Genomic DNA, 24,787 nt, shown 5'->3' on the forward strand with positions numbered 1-24,787 from the left:
CCCGGGAGCTGCCGCGTGCGGCGCGGTGCCCGTCCGGACGGACCGGCTGGCAAGCTGGTGGACCATGGACGTACCCGTCCCGCGCCGGTGGCGCGCACAGCGGCAGAGTGCAGGGAGGTCGGCCGACCGGCCGTGAACAGCATGAACATTGTCGTACTGGTCAAGCAGGTGCCGGACACGGCGACGGAGCGGAAGCTGAGTGCGGCTGACAGCACCTTGGACCGCGCCTCCGCCGACGGCGTCATCAACGAGCTGGACGAATACGCCATCGAGGAGGGCCTGCGGCTGAAGGAGGCGCACGGCGGCGAGGTCACCATCCTGACCATGGGCCCCGACCAGGCGTCGGACTCCATCCGCAAGGCGCTGTCCATGGGCGCGGACAAGGCTGTGCACCTGGTCGACGACGCCCTGCACGGCTCCGACGCCGTGCAGACGTCCTACGCGCTCGCGCAGGTGCTCAAGAAGATCGGCTTCGACCTGGCCGTGCTGGGCTCGGAGTCCACCGACGCGCGCACCGGCGTGCTCGCGGCGGCGCTGGCCGAGCGGCTGGGCGTCCCGCAGCTCTCGCTGGCGAGCAAGGTCGAGATCGACGGCTCCACCGTGCGGATCCAGCGCATCACCGACTACGGCTACGACCGGGTCGAGGGCTCGCTGCCCGCCGTGCTCTCGGTGGTGGAGAAGATCAACGAGCCGCGCTACCCCTCCTTCAAGGGGATCATGGCGGCCAAGAAGAAGCCGGTGGAGAAGCTCTCCCTGGCCGATGCCGGGATCGACCCCGCGCTGGTCGGGCTGGCCGGCGCCACCACCCAGGTGGTGGACTTCGCCGACGCCCCGCCCCGCGAGGCCGGCACCGTGGTCAAGGACGAGGGCGACGGCGGAGCGAAGCTCGCCGAGTTCCTCGCCGCGAAGAAGTTCGTCTAGGACGGGAGGGAATCGGTATGGGCGAGATCCTGGTCCTCGTCGACCACATCGACGGCGAGGTCAAGAAGGCCGGCCTGGAGCTGCTGACCCTGGCGCGCTCGCTCGGCGAGCCCTCGGCGGTCTGGATCGGCGAGGGCCTCGACGCCGGGCGGCCGGTGCTGGCCGAGCACGGCGCCGCGAAGGTGTACGCGGCCGACGCCGCGCTGAACGAGTACGTCACCGCGCCGCGCGCCGAGCTGCTGGCCCGGCTGGTGGCCGACAAGGCGCCCGCCGCGGTGCTGGTCAGCGCCACCCCCGAGAACAAGGAGGTGGCCGGCCGGCTGGCGGTCAGGCTCGGCTCCGGTGTGCTCACCGACGTCGTCGCCGTCGACGCCGACCTGGTCGCCGAGCACTCCATCTTCGGCGGCGCGATGCGCAGCCGCTCCAAGGTGGCCTCGGGCACGCCGGTCATCGCGGTGCGGCCCAACTCGGTGGCGGTGCAGCCGTCCCCGGCCGCGGCCGAGGTGGAGCAGGTCGCCGTCGAGCTGTCCGAGGCCGCCAAGGGCGCCCGGGTGCTGGAGCGGGTCGTCCAGGAGAAGGGCGAGCGGCCGGAGCTGACCGAGGCGGGCATCGTGGTCTCCGGCGGGCGCGGCGTGGGCAACGCCGAGAACTTCGCTGTCATCGAGCGGCTGGCCGACTCCCTGGGCGCCGCCGTGGGCGCCTCGCGGGCCGCCACCGACGCCGGCTGGTACCCGCACGCCTTCCAGGTCGGCCAGACCGGCAAGACGGTCGCCCCGCAGCTGTACGTGGCGGTGGGCATCTCCGGCGCCATCCAGCACCGGGCCGGCATGCAGACCTCGAAGACGATCGTCGCGGTGAACAAGGACGCCGAGGCGCCCATCTTCGACCTGGTCGACTACGGGGTCGTCGGCGACCTCTTCCAGGTGGTGCCCCAGCTCACCGAGGAGATCGAGAAGCGCAAGTAGCGCGGACGCGCGTGCCGAGGGGCCGCTCCCGGACGGGAGCGGCCCCTCGCCGTTCCTGCGGCCGGCCCGGCGCTCAGCCGTGCTGGTCCTCCTCGTTCACCCACAGCAGCACGACGCCGCCCGCGAGCGTGGCCACGTCGTTGACGTACCAGTCGTCGGTGACCTCGCCGGCCTCGATCGCCTCGTTCTCCGCGTCGAACATCCCGCGCAGCTCATAGGTCCAGCCGTGCGACTCGACGGTCTCCCGCGCCTCGCCCAGCGTCATGCCGTACAGGCTGTTCAGCACCTCCCGCTGCTCGGGGGTGACGATGGGCGCGTCGCCGGGGTTCGCGTCGCTCTCGAAGCCCTCGGCGCCCTCGGGGGCGCCCTCGCCGCCCTCCTCGGCGGTGGCGGCGCGGCCGAAGACGACGTGCGCGTAGCTGTCGAACTCCTCGGGGATGCGCAGGCCGACGTCGCACGGGCCGATACCGCCGCCGTACTCGGAGCCGCACTCGCCCGGCGCCTCGATGATCTCGATGCTCCGGCCGCCGCCGACGTCGCCCGTCTCCATGAAGACGATGGTGCCGACGCTCGACGGCTCGACCGGGGCCAGGCTCAGCTCGATGTCGTAGCCGGCCGCGGCCAGTTCCTCGGTGAAGCGCTCGGTGTCGGCCAGCGGGTCGACCACCCGCACCTCGACGTAGTCGCCGTCCTCGGTGATCTCCAGCGCCTGCGCGGGGGCCGGGCCGACCGGCACCGGGATCGGCGCCGTTCCGGGATCGGCCGGGGGCAGCAGCATGGTCGCGCCGAACGCGCCGGCGGTCAGCGCGGCCGCGGCGGGCACGGCGATCAGCAGCCGCCGCCGCCACGGTGAGGGCCGCCGCTGGGGCACGTCGGGCGCGGTCCCGGGACGCGGGGTGTCGATGATCATGGTGCGCAGCTCCTGGGCCACGTCCCCTTCGGGGTCGGCGGCGGCGATGGCGGTGTGGGTGCGGTACGGGGCGAGCAGGGCGACCAGGCGGTCCTGGTCGTCTCGGGACGTCATGGCGGTTGCCTCCTCAGGTGGTCACGGACGAGGCGGTGCGAGCGGCGGGCAGGCCGTCGGCCGCCACGCCCGCCGCGCGCAGCGCCTTGGCGAAGCGGCGCCGGGCGCGGTGCAGCCGGATCCGGGCGGCGTTGGCCGAGCAGCCGAGCGCGACGGCGAGGCCGGCGGAGTCCAGTCCCTCCCAGGCGACCAGCCGCAGCAGCTCCTGGTCGCCGTCGTGCAGCGAGCGGAAGACCCGGCCGATCTCGGCCAGCTCCCCGGTCGCGGCATCGGCCTCGACGACGGGGTGCCGCGCCAGTTCGGCGCCGAGCCGGGCGGCCAGGTCGCCGTGGCGCCGCGCGCCGCGGCGGTGGTTGGCCAGCACCCGGCGGGCGACGCCGAACAGCCACGGCCGCGCCTGGTCCCCGGGCGGGACGTCGCCGATGCGGTGCCAGGCGGTCAGGAAGGTGTCGGCGACGACGTCGGCCGCCTCCTGCGGCTGAGAGGTGCGGCGCAGCGCGTAGCCGAGGATGTCCCGGTAGCACGCGGTGTACAGGGCGTCGAAGCGGGCGGCCGGGTCGCTTCGCGGCGAGGGGGCGGCGCGGGCCAAGGCTTCTCCTTCGGTCGGTCGGAGGGAGGGCCGCGCCCCGGGGCGCGTGGCGGGCGTCGAGGAGGGCGGCCTGTGCCCCGTACATGTCCGGCGGGGCGGCCGCGTTTCACCCCGATCCGCCGACATATCCTGGGCGCATCATGGCTTACCTGGACCACGCCGCCACCACCCCGATGCGGGCCGAGGCGGTCGCCGCGATGACGGCCGAGCTGAACCGGCTCGGCAACCCGTCCTCCCTGCACGCCGCCGGGCGGGCCGCCCGGCGCGTGGTGGAGGAGGCCCGCGAGGCCGTCGCCGAGGCCGTCGGCGCCCGGCCCGGCGACGTCGTGTTCACCAGCGGCGGCACCGAGGCCGACAACCTCGCGGTCAAGGGGCTGTACTGGTCGCGCCGGGCCGCCGAGCCCGCGCGGCGCCGCGTCCTGGTCGGCGCGGCCGAGCACCACGCCGTGCTGGACGCCGCGCACTGGCTGGCCGAGCACGAGGGCGCCGTCGTGGAGGAGCTGCCCGTCGACCGGCTCGGCCGGACCTCACCCGAGGTGCTGGCCGCCGCGATCGAGCGCGCCCCCGGCGAGGTCGCCGTCGTGTCGGTGATGTGGGCCAACAACGAGATCGGCACCGTCCAGCCCGTCCACGAGCTGGCCGCCGTCGCCCGCCGGCACGGAGTGCCCTTCCACACCGACGCCGTGCAGGCCGTCGGCCGGCTGCCGGTCGACTTCGCCGCCAGCGGCGCCGCCGCGCTCAGCCTCACCGCGCACAAGCTCGGCGGCCCCGTCGGCATCGGCGCGCTGCTGCTGGACCGCGGGATCGACCCCGTGCCGGTGCTGCACGGCGGCGGGCAGGAGCGCGACGTGCGCTCGGGCACCCTGCCCACCGCGCTGCTGGCCGGCTTCGCCGCCGCGGTACGGCTCGCGGTGGCCGAGCGGGCCGAACAGGCCCGGCGGCTGCGCGCGCTGAGCGCCGCGCTGCTGGACGGGGTGCGCGCGGCCGTGCCCGACGCCGAGCTCAACGGCGACCCCGAGCCGGGCGACGCCCACCGCCTGCCCGGCAATGTGCACCTGTCGTTCCCGGGCTGCGAGGGAGACGCGCTGCTGATGCTGCTGGACGCCCAGGGCATCGCCTGCTCCACCGGCTCCGCCTGCTCGGCCGGGGTCACCCAGGCCAGCCACGTGCTGCTGGCCATGGGCGCCGACCCCGACACCGCGCGCGGCTCGCTGCGGTTCAGCCTCGGCCACGGCTCCACCGAGGCCGAGGTGGCGGAGCTGGCCGCGGCGATCGGGCCGGCCGTGGCCAGGGCGCGCCGCGCCGCGGCCGCGCGCACCTGAGCCGTCCGGGGGTCACTTCACGTACGGGGCGAGCGCGCGCCACTCCGGGTCCAGGAAGCCCGCCACCTTGGCGCGGCCCTCGCTCCACTGCGAGGCGAGCTTCTCCAGTCGCTCCACCACGTCGGACGCGGGGTCGCAGTACAGCCGGAGCACCTGGCTGCCGTTGCCGGTCTGGTAGAACACCAGCGCGCCGTCCTCGCCCGCCTCCGCCTCCAGCGCGGCCCGGAATGCCTCCAGGGCGGCGGCCGAGCCGCCCGCGGGCAGGCCGTCGCGGCCCGACTCCGCGTAGGGCACCTGCACGGTGACGTGCAGGTCGTGAACGGGGAAGTCGCGGCGGCGCAGCGGGAAGCGCAGCGCCACCAGCACCGACTTTCCCAGCGGGGTGCGGCCCTGGCCGCTGCGCCACGGCCCGCCGAGCATCCCGGCCAGCTGCTCGACGACCGACGGCAGGCTCGCGGCGGGCACCGGGTCCACCGGCGGCGCCTCCGCGCCGCGCACCGCGCCCAGCCAGCGCGCCGCGGTGTCCTCGCCCAGTGCCAGCGCCATGACGTGCGCCGCGATGGCGTCGCGGACCTCCTCGGGCAGGAAGGCGAAGTCGGGGTGGTAGACGGAGCCGTCGATGCGGTCGCCGTTCACCCGGACCGCCACCCGGGTGTGGCTCAGGTCGAGTTCGTGGCCGTCCCAGTCCAGGGCGCCGGCCAGCCGCTCGGGAGCGGGCGGCCGGGAGGCGTGGAAGGTCCAGCCCTCGGTGGCGGGGGCGGAGCGCCGCCAGCGCTCGGTGGCGGCGCGCAGCGCGTCGTCGCCGCCGGGGCTGAGCACCAGGCGGTGGCCCTCGCCGCCGTCTGCGGGATCGACCTCCCAGGCCAGCCCGGGGTGGATGCGGTGCACGCGCTCGGTGAGCTCGTCGGCCAGCGGACCGGCGAAGCCGTGCGCGGGCGCGGCGTCGGGCTCCCGGTCGGCCAGCGCGCGGGAGACGTCGGCGTGGCGGGCGGACCACCAGGCCCAGAACTCGGCGATCGCCGCGGAGGCGTCGGGCGCCGGCTTCCGCCGACGGAACAGACCCATGATCGGATGACCTTCCTGTCCGGATCCTCGTCCAGTCCCTGGCCGATCCGGCCAGGGTACGGCGTCGGCGCCCCCGGCGGAGCCGGCCGGGTGAAACGGTGGCAGCGGGCGACCGGTGAAACCCGAAAACGGCGTCGGCGGCGGAGCGGGCACGACATACCCTGGGAGATGCTATGTCGAACTCACCGGTGACCCCCACCCCGCCGCCCGCGCGGCCGCTGCGCGTACTCGCCGCCATGTCCGGCGGCGTCGACTCCGCCGTGGCCGCGGCCCGCGCCGCCGAGGCCGGGCACGACGTGGTCGGCGTGCACCTGGCGCTGTCCAAGAACCCCTCCTCGTACCGCACCGGCGCGCGCGGCTGCTGCACCGTCGAGGACTCCCGCGACGCCCGCCGCGCCGCCGACGCCATCGGCATCCCGTTCTACGTCTGGGACATGGCCGAGGAGTTCGACCGCGACGTGGTGCGCGACTTCGTCAGCGAGTACGCCGCCGGGCGCACCCCCAACCCGTGCCTGCGCTGCAATGAGAAGATCAAGTTCGCGGCGGTACTTGACCGCGCGGTCGCGCTCGGCTTCGACGCCGTCTGCACCGGCCACCACGCCCGGCTGCTCGGCGGCGTGCTGCACCGCAGCGTCGACACCGCCAAGGACCAGTCCTACGTGCTCGCGGTGCTGCGCCCCGACCAGCTGGCGCGGGCGATGTTCCCGCTCGGCGACGTCACCAAGGACGAGGTCAGGCGCGAGGCGGCGCGGCGCGGCCTGGCCGTGGCCGACAAGCCCGACAGCCACGACGTCTGCTTCATCGCCGACGGCGACACCGCCGGCTTCCTCGGCCGCCGCCTCGGCTCGGCCCCCGGCCCGGTGGTCGACGCCTCCGGCGAGGTCGTCGGGCGCCACGACGGCGCCTACGCCTACACGGTGGGGCAGCGGCGCGGCCTGAACCTCGGCGGCGGCACCGTCGACCGCCGCTACGTGCTGTCCATCGAGCCGGTCAGCAACACCGTGCGGGTCGGCCCGGCCGAGGCGCTGGACGTCGACGAGATCACCGCGGAGCGGCCGGTGTGGTCGGGCGGCCCGGCGCCGTCGGAGCCGGTCCGGTGCCAGGTGCAGCTGCGCGCCCACGGCGAGGTGCACCCCTGCACCGCCCGGCTCGACGGCGGGCTGCTGCGCATCCGGCTCGACGCGCCCGCGCGGGGGGTGGCCGCCGGGCAGGCGGCCGTGCTCTACGACGAGGCGACCGGCACCGCCGTGCTCGGCTCGGGCACCATCAGCGCCACCCGGAGCGCGCGGGCCGAACCGGCCTCCTCGCCCGCGATGTGAGCTTCGCCCTTTTCGTCCCGAATGCCGGTGTCGGCGGAAGTTAGGTAAGGCATATCATCATTGGCATGCTGCCAGGTGGGCCGGACCGGCCGTGCGGGACCGCGGGCGGCCGCGGCCCCGGCACCGCCGCCCGCCGTGCGGGGCGGGCGTGATGGACGAGTACCCCTTCCTCGCCGGGCTGCCGTTCTGGGTGGTCTACCTGTCGCTGTTCGGAATCGTCTTCGCCCGCGCGCAGGCCACCTACTGGATCGGCCGCGCCGCGGCGGCGGGGCTGCACCGCTCGCGCCTGGGCGGCCGGATCGAGGGGGGCAGGCTGGGCCGCGCCGAGCGGATCATCGGCCGCTTCGGCCCGCCCGCGGTCACCCTCTCCTTCATGACCGTCGGCATCCAGACCGCGGTGAACGCCACCGCGGGCGCGATGCGGATGCCCTTCGGTCGCTACCTGCTCGCCCTGGTCCCCGGCTGCCTGATCTGGGCCGGCATCTACAGCACCGTGGGCATGGCCGCGCTGTGGGCCTGGCTGCGGCTGCTCGCCGGCTCGCCCGCGGGCGCCGCCGCCGTGGCGGCCGCCGCGGCCGCGGCCGTCGCCGCCGCGGTGTGGTGGCGCATCGCCCGGCGCCGCCGCGCCCGCGCCGAACCCGAGCGCGAGCCGGTACCGCCCGCGCGCTGAGCGCCCCGCCCCGCGGCACGCCGCCGCACCCGCGCACGCTCTAAGCTGTGGCCTCGTGAGCGAGCAGCGCGAATACCCCTGGGGCCCGGCCGCCGCGACCGGTGTGGGCTCCCTGCCGGGCGAGGACCCCGCCGAGGCGGTCCGGATCGTCTTCGGCGAGCTGCCCGAGCTGCCGCACCTCCCCGAACTGCCCGCCCGCGGCGTCGGCGCCGACATGGTCGGGCGCACCGCGGGCATGCTGGTGGAGATCCCGGTCGAGGTGCGCCCGTCGGGCTGGCGGGTCGCCGACCGCCCCGGCCGCGACCTCGCCCGCGCCGCCTCCCACCTCGGCCGCGACCTCGACGCCCTCGAAGAGCACGCCGGCACCTACACCGGCCCGATGAAGATCCAGGTCGCGGGCGTGTGGACGCTGGCCGCCACCGTCGAGGGGCGCTCCGGCGACCGCCTGCTCGCCGACGGCGGCGCCGTGCGCGACCTCGCCGCCTCACTGGCCGAGGGCGTGGCCGCCCACATCGAGCGGGTCCGCCGCCGGGTGCCCGGCGCCCGGCTTCTGGTCCAGGTCGACGAACCCGCGCTGCCCGGCGTACTGGCCGGCACGGTCCCCACGGCCAGCGGCTTCGGCCGGCTGCGCGCCGTGCCGGAGCCCGATGCCGAGGACGCGCTGCGCACCCTGCTCGACGCCGTCCGCGCGGCCGGCGCCGCGCCCGCCGTGCACTGCTGCGCGCCCGGCGCCCCCATCGGGCTGCTGCGCGGGGCCGGCGCCGACGCCCTCTCCCTGGACCTGTCGCTGGTGCGGCGCGCCGACTACGACGCCATCGGCGCCGCCGTGGAGGCCGGCACCGGCTTCCTCCTCGGCGTCTTCCCTGGTACGGACGGTGGCGACACTCGCGTGCGCACCGCGGATTTGTCAGACCCGGCGGCTAACGTCTCAGTCATCCGGGAGTTGTGGCGCCGGCTCGGCTTCGCGCCCGACCAGCTCGCCCGGGCCGTGGCGGTCACCCCGGCCTGCGGGCTGGCCGGGGCGTCGCCCGGCCGCGCCCGCGCCGTGCTCGCCGCCTGCGTGCGGGGGGCGCGCGCGCTGCGCGACGCCCCGGAGTAGCCGGCGGCCCGAGGTATGTGGGGGTAGGACATGAGCGAACACGTGGTCGAAGGCGTGCCGGCCAAGGTCAGGGAGCGCCACAGCGAGCTGGCCGCCGACCTCACCGAGCACCGCTACCGCTACTACGTCCTCGACTCGCCCACCGTCAGCGACGCCGAGTTCGACACGCTCTGGCGCGAACTGCTCGACCTGGAGGAGCGCTTCCCGAGCCTGCGCACCCCCGAGTCGCCCTCCCAGCAGGTCGGCGTGCCCATCAGCACCGACTTCGCCGCCGTGCAGCACCTGGAGCGGCTGCAGAGCCTCGACAACGCCTTCGACGACGAGGAACTGGCCGCCTGGGCCCAGCGCGTCGCCGCCGAGGTGCCCACCGACGCCTACCTGTGCGAGCCCAAGATCGACGGCCTCGCCGTCGACCTGGTGTACGAGCACGGCCGCCTGGTGCGCGGCGCCACCCGCGGCGACGGCCGCACCGGCGAGGACATCACCCACAACATCCGCACCATCGACGAGGTGCCCGCCCGGCTGTCCGAGGACGTCCACCCCGCCCCCGAGCTGCTGGAGGTGCGCGGCGAGGTCTTCCTGCCCGTCGCGGCCTTCGAGGAGCTCAACGCCCGGCTGGCCGACGCCGGCAAGCCGCCCTTCGCCAACCCCAGGAACGCCGCGGCCGGCTCGCTGCGGCAGAAGGACCCCCGCGTCACCGCCAGCCGCCCGCTGTGCATCCTGCTGCACGGCATCGGCGCCCGGCGCGGCTTCGACATCACCAGCCAGTCGCAGGCCTACGAGCGGCTGGCCGCCTGGGGGCTGCCGGTCAGCGACCGCTACCGGGTGGTGCGCACCCTGGACGAGGTGCGCGGCTACATCGCCCACTACGGCGAGCACCGCCACGAGCCCGAGTACGAGATCGACGGCGTGGTCGTCAAGATCGACGACGTCGCCGTCCAGCGCCGCCTCGGCTCCACCAGCCGCGCGCCGCGCTGGGCCATCGCGTACAAGTACCCGCCGGAGGAGGTCAACACCAGGCTGCTCGACATCCGGGTGAACGTCGGCCGCACCGGGCGGGTCACCCCCTACGGCGTGATGGAGCCGGTGCAGGTGGCCGGCTCCACCGTCGAGATGGCCACCCTGCACAACGCCCAGGAGGTCGTGCGCAAGGGCGTGCTGATCGGCGACACCATCGTGCTGCGCAAGGCCGGCGACGTCATCCCGGAGATCGTCGGCCCGGTCGAGGCGCTGCGCGACGGCTCCGAGCGCGCCTTCGAGATGCCCGCGCACTGCCCCGAGTGCGGCACCGAGCTGCGGCCGGAGAAGGAGAGCGACGTCGACATCCGCTGCCCCAACGCCCGGCGCTGCAAGGGGCAGCTGCGCGAGCGGCTGTTCCACCTCGCCGGGCGCGGCGCGCTGGACATCGAGGCGCTCGGCTACGTCGCCGCCACCGCCCTCACCCAGCCGCTGGAGCCGGCCGAGCCGCCCGTGCGCGACGAGGGCGACCTCTTCGACATCACCCCCGAGCGGCTGCTGCCGATCCGGACTGTGGTGCTCGACAAGGACACCGGCGAGGCCAAGACCGACCCCAAGACCGGCGAGCCCAAGGTCGTCTCCTTCTTCGCCAATCTCAAGGGCGAGCCGAAGAAGACCGTGCAGACCCTGTTCGAGCAGCTGGAACTGGCCAAGCGGCGGCCGCTGTGGCGGATCCTGGTGGCGCTGTCCATCCGCCACGTCGGCCCCCGCGCCGCCCAGGACCTCGCCCGCGAGTTCCGCTCGCTGGACGCGATCGCGGCGGCGTCGGAGGAGGAGCTGGCCGCGGTCGACGGCGTGGGGCCCACCATCGCCCGCTCGGTCACCGAGTGGTTCCAGGTCGACTGGCACCGCGAGATCGTGCGCAAGTGGCGCGCGGCCGGGGTGCGCATGGAGGAGGAGGGCGAGGCGGGGCCGCGCCCGCTGGAGGGCGTCACCGTGGTCGTCACCGGCTCGCTGAGCCGCTACAGCCGCGACGAGGCGACCGAGGCGGTGCAGGGGCGCGGCGGCAAGGTCTCCGGCTCGGTGTCGAAGAAGACCTCGTTCGTGGTCGTCGGCGACAGCCCCGGCTCCAAGTACGACAAGGCGGTCAAGCTCGGCGTCCCGGTCCTGGACGACGACGGCTTCGACGTGCTGCTCGAACAGGGTCCCGAGGCGGCCGCGGGTGTGGCCGTCGTGGGGGAGCCGGCCGCCGCGGCCGAGTAGGATTCGGGGCACCCCTTTTCACGTAGGGCAACTGATCGGCCACCTCTGGTCATTCCACTGCCTAAACTGGACATACGGGTCCAATGATCCCGGATGTCGCGTGAACTAGTGGTAACACAAAGTGTGGAAGCAACCGCGAGGGGTCGGCCGGCCCCTGGCGAACGCGGCTCTCCTCCCCGCCCCGGAGAACTCCGTGGGAGAACCGCCCACCGGCCCCAGCCGGGGCCTTCCCCAGAGCGCCGAGGACGTGATGAAGGAGCCCAAGGACCCCCGGGACATCACTCCCCGGATCGGGTCGCCGCTGTGGATGTACCTGGCCGCGGCCACCACCGCGGGCTGCGCGCTGCTAGGCGTGTCTCTGGCCGGACTGGGCTGGGCCGGCTTCGAGAACCTGCTGATCAAGCCACTGATCTGGACCATCACCTGCCTGGTGATCCTCGGCGAGCTGCGGCCGATCGTCACCTCCACCGGGGGCTCGGGCGGCGAGTCCAGCGGCGCCCCGACCTCCACCCCGTTCTCGTTCGCGCTGCTGCTCTACTACGGCCTGCCCGCCGCCGCCCTCGTTCAGGCCTTCGCCACCCTCACCGCCGGGGTGGCGCGGCGGCACTCCTGGCACCGCACCCTGTTCAACGTCGCCCAGTACACCCTCAGCCTGGCCGTGGCGGCCTCGGCCATCGCGCTGATGTACCCCGGCGGCCCGCCGAGCCCCTGGGTGCCCACCGGCGGTGAGCTGCCGATCGTGGCGGCCGCCGCCACCGGCTACTTCGTGCTGAACTCCCTGCTGGTCGGCTCGGCCGTCGCCCTGCACGAGCGCGCCTCGCTGCGGCGGGTGCTGCGCAAGGAGATCGGCCCGCAGTTCCTGGTCACCGGCGCCCTGCTCAGCCTCGCGCCGCTGGTCGTCGTGGTGATGGACCACTCCCTGCTGCTGGTGCCGCTCTTCCTGCTGCCGCTGATCGCCGTCTACGCCAGCGCATCGGTCTCCGTCAAGCGCGAGCACCAGGCCAACCACGACGAGCTGACCGGGCTGGCCAACCGCAAGTACCTCATCCACCGGGTGCAGGAGGCGCTCGCCGACGCGCAGGCCGGCACCCGGCGCGTCGGCCTGATGCTGCTGGACCTGGACCGGTTCAAGGAGGTCAACGACACCCTCGGCCACCCCACCGGCGACCGCCTGCTGCAGATCATGGCGCAGCGCCTCACCCACAGCGTCCGCCCCGGCGACCTGGTGGCGCGGCTGGGCGGCGACGAGTTCGCGGTGCTGCTGCCCTCGGTGCGCGACGGCGCCGCCGCCCGCGAGGTGGCGGCCCGGCTGCGGGTGGCCCTCGCCGAACCGGTGCGGCTGGACGGCATGTCCTTCGACCTGGAGGCCAGCATCGGGATCGCGCTCTACCCCGACCACGCCCCCGACTTCGAGATGATCATGCAGCGCGCCGACGTCGCGATGTACGTCGCCAAGGAGTCGCGCACCGGCGTGGAGATGTACGTCGCCGACAAGGACCGCAACTCCGCCGACCGCCTCGCCCTCTTCGGCGAGCTGCGCCGCGGCGTCGCCGACGGCGAGGTCGAGCTGTACTACCAGCCCAAGGTGGGGCTGCGCGACGGCCAGGTGCTCGGCGTGGAGGCGCTGGCGCGCTGGCGCCACCCCGAGCGCGGCCTGCTGCTGCCCAGCGACTTCGTGGCGATGGCCGAGCGCTCCTACCTGATGCGCACCTTCACCGAGCACGTCGTCGGCCAGGCGCTGCGCCAGGCGGCCGCCTGGCACCGCGCCGGGCTGCGGGTGCCCGTCGCGGTGAACGTCTCCGGCCGCGACCTCCTCGACACCGACCTGCTCGACACCGTCCGCACCGGCCTGCTGGAGCACCGGCTGCGCCCGCAGACCCTCCAGATCGAGATCTCCGAGACCGCGCTGGCCGAGGACTCCGCCGCGGCCCGCGAGACCCTCAGCGAGCTGGCCGCGATGGGCGTGGGCATCGTCGTGGACGACCTGGCCGGCGGCTACGTGCTGCTCGAACGGCACCGGCTGCCGCCGCTGGTGGAGGTAAAGATCGACACCGCGGTGATCCGGCGCGCCGACCGCAGCCACGCCGACCAGCTGATCATCCGCTCCATCGTGGAGATCATCCAGGCCCTGGGGGTGCGCTCGGTCGCCGAGGGCGTCGAGAACGAGCCCACCGCCGAGATCCTGCGCATCGCCGGCTGCGACGCCGCCCAGGGCTGGCACTTCGCCAAACCCATGCCCGCCGACCTCGCCACCGAGTGGCTGCGCGGCGCCATCGGCTCCACCCCCGTCCCGGCCATGCGCGACGGCGAGATCCGGCCCTGAGCCGCCCGGCCGGCGGCCGCCGGCCGGCCGAGGCGGGGAGAGGGGCGCGGCCGAGGTCCTAGGATGGCGACTAGGCCCTGTGGTCCACCCGGTCCGCCCGTACGCCCAGAAACGGTTCCCCTATGTCCGCCATCACCCGCGACGAGGTCGCCCACCTCGCCCGGCTGTCCCGGCTGGCGCTCGGCCCCGAGGAGCTCGACGCCCTCGCCGGCCAGCTCGACGAGATCATCTCGGCCGTCGCCCAGGTGCAGGACGCCGCCTCGGCCGACGTCCCGCCGACCTCCCACGCCCTGCCGCTGACCAACGTGTTCCGGCCCGACGAGGTGCGGCCGCCGCTGGGCGTGGCCGAAGCACTGGACCAGGCACCCGCCGCCGAGGACGACCGCTTCCGCGTCCCGCGCATCCTGGACGAGGAGTAGTCCTGTGACGAGCAGCGAACTCACCCACCGCACCGCGGCCGAACTGGCCGCCGCCATCGCCTCGGGCGAGGTCTCGGCCGTCGAGGTCGCCAGCGCCCACCTCGACCGCATCAGCGCCGTCGACGACCGCGTCCGCGCCTTCCTGCACGTCGACGTCGAGGGGGCCCTCAACCAGGCCCGCGAGGTCGACCGCCGCCGCGCCCAGGGCGAGCCGCTCGGCCCGCTGGCCGGCGTGCCCATCGCGCACAAGGACGTCTTCACCACCCGGGGCGTGCCCACCACCGCGGGCTCCAAGATCCTCGAAGGCTGGATCCCGCCGTACGACGCCACCGTCACCGAGCGGCTGCGCGCCGCCGGCCTGGTGATCCTCGGCAAGACCAACATGGACGAGTTCGCCATGGGCTCCTCCACCGAGAACTCCGCCTACGGCCCCAGCCGCAACCCCTGGGACCTCGAGCGGGTGCCCGGCGGCTCCTCCGGCGGCTCCTCGGCCGCCGTCGCCGGCTACGAGGCGCCGCTGGCCACCGGCACCGACACCGGCGGCTCCATCCGCCAGCCCGCCGCCGTCTGCGGCATCGTCGGCGCCAAGCCCACCTACGGCGGCTCCTCCCGCTACGGCGTCATCGCCTTCGCGTCCTCGCTGGACACCCCCGGCCCCTTCGCCCGCAACGTCCTGGACGCCGCCCTGCTGCACGAGGCATTCTCCGGCCACGACCCCATGGACTCCACCTCCGTCGACGCCCCGGTGCCCCCGGTGGTCGAGGCGGCGCGGCGCGGCGACGTCGCCGGCATGCGCGTCGGCGTGGTCCGCGAGTTCGCAGGCGAGGGCTACCAGCCCGGCGTGCTCACCCGCTTCAACGAGGCGGTGGAGCTGCTGGAGTCGCTGGGCGCCAAGGTCAGCGAGGTGTCCTGCCCCAACTTCACCACCGCGCTGCCCGCCTACTACCTGATCTCGCCGAGCGAGTGCTCCTCCAACCTCGCCCGCTTCGACGCCATGCGCTACGGCCTGCGCGTCGGCGACGACGGCACCCGCAGCGCCGAGGAGGTGATGGCCCTCACCCGCGCCGCCGGCTTCGGCCCCGAGGTCAAGCGCCGCATCATCCTGGGCACCTACGCCCTGTCCAGCGGCTACTACGACGCCTACTACGGCTCGGCCCAGAAGGTCCGCACCCTCATCGCCCGCGACTTCACCGCCGCCTTCGAGCAGGTCGACGTCCTGGTCTCGCCCACCACCCCCACCACCGCCTTCCCCATCGGCGAACGCGCCGACGACCCCATGGCCATGTACCGCGCCGACCTGTGCACCATCCCGGCCAACCTCGCCGGCAACGCCGCCCTCTCCGTCCCCTGCGGCCTCGCCCCCGAAGACGGCCTCCCCGTCGGCCTCCAGATCATGGCCCCCGCCCTCGCCGACGACCGCACCTACCGCGTCGCCGCCGCCGTCGAGTCCGCCCTCACCGCCCGCTGGGGCGCCGAGCTCCTCACCAAGGCCCCGTCCCTGGTCTAACGTGAGGGCTCCGACCCCGGCTCAGAAAGCGGCGGCATGATCACCCGCATCGAGATCGACGGCTTCAAGTCCTTTCTGGACTTCACCCTCGACGTGCCGCCGTTTCTGGCCCTGGTCGGCTCCAACGCGGGCGGGAAGTCGAACCTGTTCGACGCGCTGGGGTGTCTCGCGGACCTCCAGACGGTTGAGCTTGACGCCGTCCTGGCCGCACGCCGCGGCCGTCCGCGCGAGTTGTTCCACTGGGACAGCGAGCGGCGGCCGGTGGAAGAGTTCACCATCAAGGCCGATGTCCTTGTCGATTCCCGAGTGGACGGCGTATGGCAGCGGTCACCCGCCTTCGTTCAGGGAATAATCGGTCTGAACGTCACGAACCAGGCCGACAGCATCTCACTCATCGGCATGGAGCCGGAATCCGGTTGGTCGCCGTCCTCCACATGGCGGTGGTGCACGCCGGAACCGATGGAGATGCGGAAAGCCGCCCCGGCCGCAGACCGATACGCACTGCGCGAGAACGGGTCCAACCTGGCGGCGGTGCTAGGCCGGATGCGCGACTCCCAAGCGTTCAAGGACTTGGTCGTCGATCTCGTCGCGCTCGTCCCCGGGGTCACCGGCGTCGAGCCGGTTCTTGACGAGCGCGACCAGGAATGGTCGTTCGACGTGGTGTTCAGCGGCCAGGGAGCTATCCCGGCGACCCTCGTCTCCGACGGCACCCTGCGCATCATCGCCCTGCTCGCCGCCCTGTACGATCCCGACCACCCCGGCGTGCTGCTGATCGAGGAGATCGAGAACGGCCTGCACCCCGGGCGGATCGCCGAACTGCTGCGGCGGATCGCGCGTCGCGTCACCGACCTGTCCGACCCGGCGTCGGCGGAAGAGCCGCTGCGCCAGGTCGTCCTCACCAGCCACTCGCCCGTGGTGGTCGGCGAACTGGTACGCGAGCGCCCCGGCTCCGTCGTCTTCCTGGACACCGTGACACGCGTCCAGCCGGGCGGTCCGACCTCCCGGATCACCCGCGCCCGCCCGGTGCGGGACGCGGGCGAGCCCGGCACCTATGTCTCGCCGCGCGAGGTGAGCCGCTACCTGGGCACCGTCCGGCAGGACGCCCAGTGACCCGCTTGCTGATCCCGGGTCTGCTGGCGGAAGGCGCCTCCGACGAACTCTTCCTCGGCCGCGTCATCGTGCGGCAACTCCGGCGCTCCACCCAGGCATCGGCCCGCTGCGAGGTCGACGTGGGCGATGTGGCGCTGTCCGATCTGCACACCGTCGCGGACGGCGAGCGGGTGGCACAGGCCGCCGCGGAACTGGCGGCCGAGTGCCACGTGCTCTTCGTCCACCACGACCACCGCGAACGCGGCAAGGCCGACCGGCTGCTCGAACGCCTCACGGAACTGGGCGTCGGCTGCCCCGCCGTGCCGCTGATCCCGAAGCGCGAGACCGAGGCGTGGCTGCTCGCCGATCCGGCGGCGTGGACCGGAATCGGGGGAGCGAACCGGCAGCTGCTTCCGGCGCGGTCCGCGGACGCCGAGCGGGTGCACGACCCCAAGGCACTGCTGGAGCGGATCGTGCCCCGGCGTCGGGCCGTCGATGAGTGCCTGGAACTACTGGGCGAGACGACGGACCTGGAGGTCCTGGACCGGCTGCCCGCCTACCGGGCGTGGGTCGAGCGGACCTAGGCCGCCCTCGCTGATCTGCGCTACCTGTAGCGGAGTCGCGTCCCGCACACGAAGAACCGGCCCCGGCGATCCTCTCGGATCGCCGGGGCCGGCCGGTGTGTCAGGCCCTAAGGACCGGTCAGCTGTCGGCGTCGAGGCCGGCGGCCGCGGCGCGGCGCTTGCGGGCGATCATCATCGCGGCACCGCCGCCACCGATCAGCAGGGCCGCCACGGCGGCCAGGATGCCGATCTGCGAGCCGGTGACGGGGAGGTCGTCGTCATCGGACGGCGGGGCGGGGGTGTCGCTGGGGGTCGGGCTCGGGGTCTCGCTCGGGGTGTCGCTGGGCGAGGGGCTCGGGCTCGGGGTGTCGCTCGGGCTCGGGCTGGGGCTGGGAGCCGGGGCGTCGTCCCAAGTGACGGAGACCGACGCCTGGGCGGTGATGTTGGTGGTCTGGGCCAGGATCAGGGTCTGGGTCCAGGTGTCCTCGTTGTTCGGGTCGTAGTTCGCGCTGCGGAAGATACGGCCCAGGTTCGCGGTGGCGCTCACCTCGCCGCTGACGGTGGCGGCGCCGGCCTCGGTGCCCTCGGGGACACGCACGGCGAAGGTGCCGCCGTTGGCGACGGCGGAGGCGGCCGCGCCGTCCACGATCACCTCGACGCCCTCGGCGCCCTCGACGGTCAGCGGGACCTCGTCGGCGGTGGTGGCGACGGTGAACTCACCGATGTCGGAGCCGGCGGTGCCCTCGGCGGTGGCCGGGGTGATGCTCAGCGAGGCGGTGGGCTCGCCGCCGCTGGGCAGGCCCGTGTTGGCCTCGCCGGTGAGGTACTCGTACAGGGCGATCACGCCGGCGTCATTGCCCTCGGCCAGGTCGCGGCCGTCGGCGAAGTGCCAGATCGCGGCCTGGGTGGCGCCGATGACCTGCTCGAGGGTCAGGCTGTCGGTGCCCGCCGCCTCGGCGATGGCGCCCAGGTCGTCGACGGTCGGGTAGGAGTTCTGCAGGATCCAGTGGACGCGGTCGGCGTTGGCCTCGAAGTCCGGGTTCTGCGGGTGGTCGCCCCAGCTGCCCTCGACGTAGGGCACCTCGGTGTTGGTGTTCTGGTTGATGTCGATGCAGTACGCCTCGACCACCGTGCCGTCGGACAGCTCCAGCTGGAACAGGTGGGTGGCGTAGTCGGCCTCGCCGCCGAAGTTGACGTCGGTGCCGGGGGTGGTGCTCTCCAGCAGGTCGCCGGTGACACCGGCGGGCGGGGGCTCTTCGTCGGCCATGGCAGGGGCGGCCAGCCCGGCGCCCAGGAACAGAGCCGTGGCCGTGGCGGCAAGCGTGGTCGCCACGCGCCGCAGGCCACCTCGGGGGGAAACAGAACGCATTGAGTCAGTCCTCAGGAGGGGGTGGACAGTGGACCGGCGCCCGGCCCGGGAACGGGTCGTCAGCCAGGCGCAGTAGCCTTCCGCGAGATCGAGGTGAATCGTTCATCGCCTGCCGCTGTTCGGGCCTGTCGCGGAGTAGCGCGCGTCCTCCGGGGAGTGACGCGGCGCCCTGCGAACATTACTGCTTCGGCTCTGGCGGGAAGAGCGAAGCTCAGGAGAAAAACCGACACCAGTGGTAACAAGTTGGAATACTTCGCGAACCGTCACTGATCCGTTCCGCACCGTCACGCCGGGTCCGCGCATGGTCACGCCCCCACCGCGTCCTCGATACCCTGGGGGAGCGGCGGCGCGACCGGTGACCCCCGGTCGGCGCGGCCACCCCCACCAGGCTGGAGAAGGGCTGGATTGTCGGCATGGCTGACACGGTGTCGCTGATGAAGTACGACGAGGCGCTGACCCGGTTCGAGCCGGTCCTCGGCCTGGAGACCCACGTCGAGCTGGGCACGGCGGCGAAGATGTTCTGCGGCTGCCCCACCGGCTTCGGCGCCGCCCCCAACACCCAGGTGTGCCCGGTCTGCCTGGCGCTGCCCGGCGCGCTGCCGGTGGCCAACGCCTCCGCGATCGAGCGCACCATCCGGATCGGCCTGGCGCTGAACTGCTCCATCGCCGAGTGGTGCCGCTTCGCCCGGAAGAACTACTTCTATCCGGACATGCCGAAGAACTACCAGATCTCCCAGTACGACGAGCCGCTGTGCACCGACGGCCACCTCGACGTCGAGGTGGAGGGCCGCAGCTTCCGCGTCGGCATCGAGCGGGTGCACCTGGAGGAGGACACCGGCAAGTCGCTGCACGTCGGCGGCGCCACCGGCCGCATCCACGGCGCCGACCACTCCCTGGTCGACTACAACCGCGCCGGCATCCCGCTGGTCGAGATCGTCACCCGGCCTATCGAGGGCACCGGCGAGCTGGCCCCGCTGGTGGCGCGCGCCTACGTCACCGAGCTGCGCGACCTGCTGCGCGCCCTCGACGTCTCCGACGTGCGCATGGAGCAGGGCTCGCTGCGCTGCGACGTGAACGTCTCGCTGATGGAGCGCGGCGCCTCGCAGTGGGGCACCAGGACCGAGACCAAGAACGTCAACTCGCTGCGCTCGGTGGAGCGCGCGGTGCGGCACGAGATCGAGCGGCAGGCCGCCGTGCTCGCCGACGGCGGGCGCGTCGTCCAGGAGACCCGGCACTTCCAGGAGAACACCGGCACCACCGCCCAGGGCCGCAGCAAGGAGGAGGCGCAGGACTACCGCTACTTCCCCGAGCCCGACCTGGTGCCGATCGCGCCCGCGCGCGACTGGGTCGAGGAGCTGCGCGCCGGCCTGCCCGAGCTGCCCGCCGCGCGCCGCGCCCGCGTGCAGCGCGAGTGGGGGCTGTCCGAGCTCGAACTGCGCGACCTGGTGAACGCCGAGGCGCTCGACCTGGTCGAGGAGACGGTCGCGGCCGGCGCCACCTCGGGCGACGCCCGCAAGTGGTGGCTGAACGAGCTGTCGCGGCGCGCCACCGCGGCCGAGGTCGCCCTGGCCGAGCTGCCGATCACCCCGGCCCAGGTGGCGCGGGTCGCCGCCCTGGTCGCCGAGGGCTCCCTCAACGACAAGCTGGCCCGGCAGGTCATCGAGGGCGTGCTGGCCGGCGAGGGCGAGCCCGACGCCGTGGTCGAGAGCCGGGGCCTGCGCGTGGTGAGCGACGACTCCGCGCTGGGCGCCGCCGTCGACGACGCCATCGCCGCCAACCCCCAGATCGCCGAGAAGGTCCGCTCCGGCAAGGTCGCCGCCGCCGGCGCGCTGGTCGGCGCGGTCATGAAGGCGACCCGCGGACAGGCCGACGCCGGCCGCGCCCGCGCCCTCATCCTGGAGCGCCTGGGCGTCCAGGGCTGATCGGGCCGCGGTGCGGGCGCCGGCCCGCCCCTACTCCGTCAGCGGGATCTCCAGCACCCGGTCGTCGTCGCCGGCGGGCTCGCCGCGGCCGTCGCGGTTGCTGGTGGTGACCCACAGCGCCGCGCCGCCGTCCACGGCGGCGACGGCGCGCAGCCGGCCGTACTCGCCGGTGAGCAGCGCCTCCGGCGCGCCCGCCTCGCCGCCGGAGACCGGCACCCGCCACAGCCGCTCGCCGCGCAGCGCCGCCACCCACAGCGAGCCGCCCGCGTACGCGGCGCCGCTCGGCGACGCCTCGTCGGTGGTCCAGGTCAGCAGCGGGTCCACGAAGTCACCGCCGCCGCCCGCGCCCTCCACCTCCGGCCAGCCGTAGTTGCCGCCCGGCTCGATCAGGTTCACCTCGTCGTAGGCGTCCTGCCCGAACTCGATGCCGTACAGGCGGCCCTCGGGGTCGAAGGCCAGGCCCTGCACATTGCGGTGGCCGTAGCTGTACACGAGGGTGTCGAACGGATTGCCGGGCGCCGGCTCGCCCTCGGGCGTCATCCGCAGGATCTTGCCGCCGAGCGAGCCGGTGTCCTGCGCGAGCGCGCGGTCCCCGGCGTCGCCGGTGCCGGCGTACAACAGGCCGTCGGGGCCGAAGGCGAGCCGCCCGCCGTTGTGGTTGGCGCCGCGGGGGATGCCGGTGACCAGCTCCTCCTGCTCGCCGAGGGTGCCGTCCGAGTAGGGCATCCGGACGATCCTGTTGTCCTCGGCGGCGGTGTGGTAGGCGTACACGTGGTCGCCGTCGGCGAAGTCGGCCGGGACGGCCAGGCCGAGCAGCCCGCCCTCGCCCTCCGGCCGCACCCCCTCGACCGTGCCCGCCTCGCTGACCGAGCCCGACGGCTCCACCAGCAGCACCCGGGCCGAGCCGCGCTCGGACACCAGCGCCGAGCCGTCGGGCAGCGGCGCCACCGACCACGGCACGTCCAGCCCGGTGGCCACGTCACGGGGCTCACCCGGCACGGCGACCGCCTCGGCGGCCGAGCCGGACGCCGAGGGCGGCGCCGCGCTCGGCACCCGCGGTTCGCCGGGCGGCTGGGCGCCCCCGCAGCCGGCCAGCGGCAGTGCGGCGCACAGCAGCAGGGCCGTCGCCGTCCGGTACCTCGCCACCGCCGCCTCCACCCGCCGGGACGCGCCCGGCCGTCGCACCTGCCATCGCGGACCGCGGCCCCGGCGCACCGGGACCGCACCGCCCTGCCGCGTCAACGCGCGGCCGGGCACCAAGGTGCCTTCCCGCCCTCGCGGCCGCCACGCCACTTGTATGATTCAAACGAATTGGCATACCCCAACAAGTCCACACGTATGCGGATAAACCGCCAGCGGTCGCCCCCATTTCGACGCCTGCTCTCAAGCGCAGCTCAATCACGCCGTGACCTAGCGGACCTACAGTGGGTAACGCCCGAGTACGTGCCGAGAGAGGGCGAGGTGGCCGCCTGCGGTGCGGCGTGCGGATGGCGATCTGGCAACGAAACCCCTGGTTGGGGCCGGGCCTGGTGCTCGTGCTCGGCCTGGGCTACGCGCTGGGCGCCGTCTGGCTGTGGCCCGGTAGCCCCACCGAGTGGGCCGTCGCCGCCGCCGCGATGATCGCCGCCGGCACCCTCGGCTACGCGGGACGGGTCCTCAGCAACCGCCCCATTCCGCGCCTCCTCGGCTACGCCGCCCTCGCCTGGTTCCTCGGCGCCGCCCTCGACCTCATCCTGCGCGGGCTGTTCGGCACCACCAACGTCCCGCTCACCTTCGGCGACCTCTTCGCGCTGATCGCCGTCGCGCTGTTCTGGTACGGCATCATCCGGCTGGCCCCGCCGCCGCGTGGCCTGAAGCCGCGGCTGCGCCACATCGCCGACACCTATGTCTGCGCGTCCTCGCTGTTCGTGGTGGTGTGGGTGCTGTGGCTGCAGCCGCTGCACGCCGCCTCGGGCGAGTCCTGGTCCACCTTCGCGCTGGTCCTCGTGCTGCCGGTGCTCGACATCTTCGTGCTGTGCGGGGTGGCGCCGCTGGTCGTCACCGCCCCCCGCGGCCAGCGCCGGCTCGCCGCCACCTCCTGGGCCGCCTTCGCCGTCATCTCCGCCGCCGACCTGCTCGGCACCTTCACCCAGATGACGGGCGTGCCCGCCCTGGGCGGCGCCGAGTCGCCGCTGCGCGTCGTCGCCTTCGCGCTGCTGGCCTACCTGCCGGTGCTCGCGGTGCACCGCGTCGGCTCCGGCCACAGCCGCATCACCGGCCGCGGCCTGTACCGCTTCGCCCCCGAACTGGCGGCCGCCGGCATGGTGGCGGTCGCCACCTGCGTGCTGGCCGTGCACGCCACCCGCAGCCCCGCACCGCTCGCGCCGGTGCTGCCCCTGGTCGCGGGCTCCGTCATCGCGCTGCTGCTGCTGCGCATGCTCGGCCTGATGGCCGACAACTTCGTGCTGCGGCGCTCCGTCGCCACCTGGGAGCGGCACTTCCACGCCCTGGCCGAGAGCACCGGCGACGTCATCCTCATCATCGACGCCGAGGGCGTCGTCCACTACGCCAGCCCCGGCTCGGCGGAGTCCTACGGCTACCGGCGCGAGGCCATCGTCGGCCGCCCCGTCGAGGGCATCCTGCACCCCGAGGACCTGCCCCGCACCGCCGCCGCGCTCGCCGCCTTCCGCCGCGGCGACAGCAGCGGGGTGCGGCTGCGCACCCGGGTGGCCGCCGCCGACGGCACCTGGCGGCACACCGAGTCCACCACCACCCGCTACCAGCGGCCCGGTGAGCCCGAGCGGCTGCTGGTGGCCGTCCGCGACATCACGGCGCAGGTGTCGCTGCAGGAGCAGCTGGAGCACCTCACCTTCCACGACGGCGTCACCGCGCTGCCCAACCGCGCCTACCTGGAGGAGCGCACCCGCGAGATCGTCACCCGCGGGGCCGGGGGCCACGCCGCCGCGATCTTCCTCGACCTCGACGGCTTCACCGCCGTGAACGACTCCGCGGGCCACGCCGCCGGCGACCTCCTGCTCACCCGGGTGGCGCGGCGGCTGCGCGCCGCCGTACCCCCCGGCGACACCCTCGCCCGCTGGGGCGGCGACGAGTTCGCGGTGCTGATCGAGAACGTCCTGGACGCCAAGTCCGTGGTCGACCTCGCCGACCGGCTGGCCGGCGAGGTCTCCCGCGAGCCCTTCCAGGTCGGCGACACCGAGATCGCGCTGTCGGCCAGCGTCGGGGTGGCCTTCGCCGACGAGAACCTGGACAGCAGCGCCGAGCTGCTGCGCAACGCCGACGTGGCCATGGCCCGCGCCAAGGACGCCGGCGGCGGCCAGGTGGAGCTGTTCGCCAGCCACATGCACGCCGACGTCGTCCGCCGCCTCGAACTCCAGAGCGAGCTGCGCCGCGCGCTGGCCGACGGCGACTTCACCCTGGAGTACCAGCCGATCGTCGACCTGGCCGGCTCCCAGGTGCTGGGGGTCGAGGCGCTGCTGCGCTGGTGGCGCGACGGCGTGCTGGTGCCGCCCGACTCCTTCATCGGCCCGGCCGAGGAGTCCGGCCTCATCGTGGAGCTGGGCGCGTGGACGATGCGCGAGGCCTTCCGCACGGTGGTGGCCTGCCGGGCGTCCTCCTGGGACATCGGCCTGTCGGTGAACCTCTCGGCGCGGCAGATCCGCAGCCCCCGCTTCGTCGAGGACGTCGCGGAGATGCTGGCCGAGGCGGGCCTGCCGCCCGACCGGCTCACCCTGGAGGTCACCGAGGAGATGCTGGTGGAGGAGGCGGCCGAGACCGTGCCCCGGCTGCGCGCCCTGCGCGAGCTGGGCGTCCGGCTGGCCATCGACGACTTCGGCACCGGCTACGCCTCCCTCGTCTACCTGCGCCAGCTCCCCGTCGACGCGATCAAGATCGACCCCTCGTTCACGGCCGCCCTCGGCGACGACCAGACCGTCACCCGGCTGACCCGCACCATCGTCCGCCTCGGCCAGGACCTCGGCATGACCGTGGTCGCCGAGGGCATCGAGCGCCCCGAGCAGCTCGACCTCCTCCGCGAGATGGGCTGCGCCCACGGCCAGGGCTTCCTGGTGGCCCGGCCGATGAGCGCCGCGGGCGTCGCCGCCCTCGCCGAGGAGCGGGCCGGGCGCCTGTCGGTGGCGGGCACGGACGCGTGAGCCCCACCCGGCGCGGACCCGCGGCCTCCTCCGACGGCTCCGCCATGGCTGCATGCCGAACATCACTGTCCCACATGCCGAGACGTTTTCCGGGTTCGTTTGGGACTTGCAGCTGAGGGGCGTATCGTGAGGCACGTGCATGGCAAGCTTTTCATTCTCGTACTTGGTCGGCGCGCAGCCAGCTGACCGAGTCTGTTCTGCGCGCTCCCTCCAACCGCCCCGCGGTGGAGGGTTTTTTGTTGCCAAGTGA

Annotated in this window: 19 protein-coding genes; 14 read left to right on the forward strand and 5 right to left on the reverse strand. The window is 74.2% G+C overall.

Features of this window, described 5'->3' with window-relative positions:
* Positions 1–141: 141 nt before the first annotated feature.
* Positions 142–921 (forward strand): electron transfer flavoprotein subunit beta/FixA family protein, encoded by a 780-nt coding sequence (locus CLV72_RS03530; protein ID WP_106241229.1) that lies wholly within the window; start codon positions 142–144, stop codon positions 919–921.
* Between the two features lie 17 nt (positions 922–938).
* Positions 939–1,886 (forward strand): electron transfer flavoprotein subunit alpha/FixB family protein, encoded by a 948-nt coding sequence (locus CLV72_RS03535; RefSeq protein ID WP_106239084.1) that lies wholly within the window; start codon positions 939–941, stop codon positions 1,884–1,886.
* 73 nt (positions 1,887–1,959) lie between these two features.
* Here CLV72_RS03535 and CLV72_RS03540 read toward each other — a convergent pair whose 3' ends face one another.
* The gene (locus tag CLV72_RS03540; protein WP_106239087.1) at positions 1,960–2,910 is read right to left on the reverse strand and encodes a hypothetical protein; all 951 of its coding nucleotides are present in this window, start codon (positions 2,908–2,910) and stop codon (positions 1,960–1,962) included.
* A gap of 13 nt (positions 2,911–2,923) precedes the next feature.
* On the reverse strand, positions 2,924–3,499 hold the full coding sequence (locus CLV72_RS03545) for an RNA polymerase sigma factor (RefSeq protein ID WP_245929839.1): 576 nt from the start codon (positions 3,497–3,499) through the stop codon (positions 2,924–2,926).
* Positions 3,500–3,639: 140 nt separating this feature from the next.
* On the opposite strand from CLV72_RS03545, the gene CLV72_RS03550 reads away from it, so the two are divergent.
* Positions 3,640–4,821 (forward strand): cysteine desulfurase family protein, encoded by a 1,182-nt coding sequence (locus tag CLV72_RS03550; RefSeq protein ID WP_106239094.1) that lies wholly within the window; start codon positions 3,640–3,642, stop codon positions 4,819–4,821.
* Positions 4,822–4,833: 12 nt separating this feature from the next.
* Here the strand turns inward: CLV72_RS03550 and CLV72_RS33545 are convergent, their stop codons facing one another.
* Positions 4,834–5,886 (reverse strand): DUF695 domain-containing protein, encoded by a 1,053-nt coding sequence (locus CLV72_RS33545; RefSeq protein WP_106239098.1) that lies wholly within the window; start codon positions 5,884–5,886, stop codon positions 4,834–4,836.
* Positions 5,887–6,059: 173 nt separating this feature from the next.
* On the opposite strand from CLV72_RS33545, the gene mnmA reads away from it, so the two are divergent.
* The 9 genes from mnmA (at position 6,060) to CLV72_RS03600 (ending at position 17,116) form a co-directional block, all read left to right on the forward strand.
* Entirely contained in the window at positions 6,060–7,205 is a 1,146-nt protein-coding gene (gene mnmA / locus CLV72_RS03560) for a tRNA 2-thiouridine(34) synthase MnmA (protein WP_281262389.1), read from the forward strand.
* 151 nt (positions 7,206–7,356) lie between these two features.
* Positions 7,357–7,875 carry a DedA family protein gene (locus CLV72_RS03565; protein WP_106239102.1) on the forward strand — a complete coding sequence of 173 codons (519 nt, stop codon included), beginning with the start codon at positions 7,357–7,359 and terminating at the stop codon, positions 7,873–7,875.
* 55 nt (positions 7,876–7,930) lie between these two features.
* A complete protein-coding gene (locus CLV72_RS03570; RefSeq protein ID WP_106239105.1) occupies positions 7,931–8,974 on the forward strand; it encodes a methionine synthase in 1,044 nt (347 codons plus the stop codon).
* A gap of 30 nt (positions 8,975–9,004) precedes the next feature.
* Complete coding sequence (ligA, locus tag CLV72_RS03575; protein ID WP_106239109.1) at positions 9,005–11,194, forward strand: NAD-dependent DNA ligase LigA; 2,190 nt, start codon at positions 9,005–9,007, stop codon at positions 11,192–11,194.
* Between the two features lie 193 nt (positions 11,195–11,387).
* Positions 11,388–13,517, forward strand: a complete 2,130-nt coding sequence (locus CLV72_RS03580; protein ID WP_342755647.1) for a putative bifunctional diguanylate cyclase/phosphodiesterase — start codon at positions 11,388–11,390, stop codon at positions 13,515–13,517.
* Between the two features lie 122 nt (positions 13,518–13,639).
* A complete protein-coding gene (gene gatC / locus CLV72_RS03585) occupies positions 13,640–13,936 on the forward strand; it encodes an Asp-tRNA(Asn)/Glu-tRNA(Gln) amidotransferase subunit GatC (RefSeq protein ID WP_106239115.1) in 297 nt (98 codons plus the stop codon).
* A gap of 4 nt (positions 13,937–13,940) precedes the next feature.
* Entirely contained in the window at positions 13,941–15,443 is a 1,503-nt protein-coding gene (gene gatA / locus CLV72_RS03590) for an Asp-tRNA(Asn)/Glu-tRNA(Gln) amidotransferase subunit GatA (protein WP_106239119.1), read from the forward strand.
* A 36-nt stretch (positions 15,444–15,479) separates the two neighbouring features.
* Entirely contained in the window at positions 15,480–16,553 is a 1,074-nt protein-coding gene (locus CLV72_RS03595) for an AAA family ATPase (RefSeq protein ID WP_106239121.1), read from the forward strand.
* Positions 16,550–17,116 carry a DUF4276 family protein gene (locus CLV72_RS03600; protein WP_106239123.1) on the forward strand — a complete coding sequence of 189 codons (567 nt, stop codon included), beginning with the start codon at positions 16,550–16,552 and terminating at the stop codon, positions 17,114–17,116. Before CLV72_RS03595 ends, CLV72_RS03600 begins: the two co-directional genes overlap by 4 nt.
* Before the next feature lie 118 nt (positions 17,117–17,234).
* Here CLV72_RS03600 and CLV72_RS03605 read toward each other — a convergent pair whose 3' ends face one another.
* Positions 17,235–18,428, reverse strand: coding sequence for a thioester domain-containing protein (locus tag CLV72_RS03605; RefSeq protein ID WP_170140857.1), 1,194 nt, complete (start codon positions 18,426–18,428; stop codon positions 17,235–17,237).
* Between the two features lie 449 nt (positions 18,429–18,877).
* On the opposite strand from CLV72_RS03605, the gene gatB reads away from it, so the two are divergent.
* Positions 18,878–20,386 (forward strand): Asp-tRNA(Asn)/Glu-tRNA(Gln) amidotransferase subunit GatB, encoded by a 1,509-nt coding sequence (gatB, locus tag CLV72_RS03610; protein WP_245929840.1) that lies wholly within the window; start codon positions 18,878–18,880, stop codon positions 20,384–20,386.
* A gap of 30 nt (positions 20,387–20,416) precedes the next feature.
* Here the strand turns inward: gatB and CLV72_RS03615 are convergent, their stop codons facing one another.
* A complete protein-coding gene (locus tag CLV72_RS03615) occupies positions 20,417–21,532 on the reverse strand; it encodes a PQQ-dependent sugar dehydrogenase (protein ID WP_106241244.1) in 1,116 nt (371 codons plus the stop codon).
* Positions 21,533–21,873: 341 nt separating this feature from the next.
* Between CLV72_RS03615 and CLV72_RS03620 the strand changes: the two genes are divergently transcribed.
* Positions 21,874–24,537, forward strand: coding sequence for an EAL domain-containing protein (locus CLV72_RS03620; RefSeq protein WP_106239129.1), 2,664 nt, complete (start codon positions 21,874–21,876; stop codon positions 24,535–24,537).
* The last annotated feature ends 250 nt before the right edge of the window (positions 24,538–24,787 follow it).

It is taken from the genome of Allonocardiopsis opalescens (assembly GCF_003002095.1).
Taxonomy (GTDB): Bacteria; Actinomycetota; Actinomycetes; order Streptosporangiales; family Streptosporangiaceae; genus Allonocardiopsis; species Allonocardiopsis opalescens.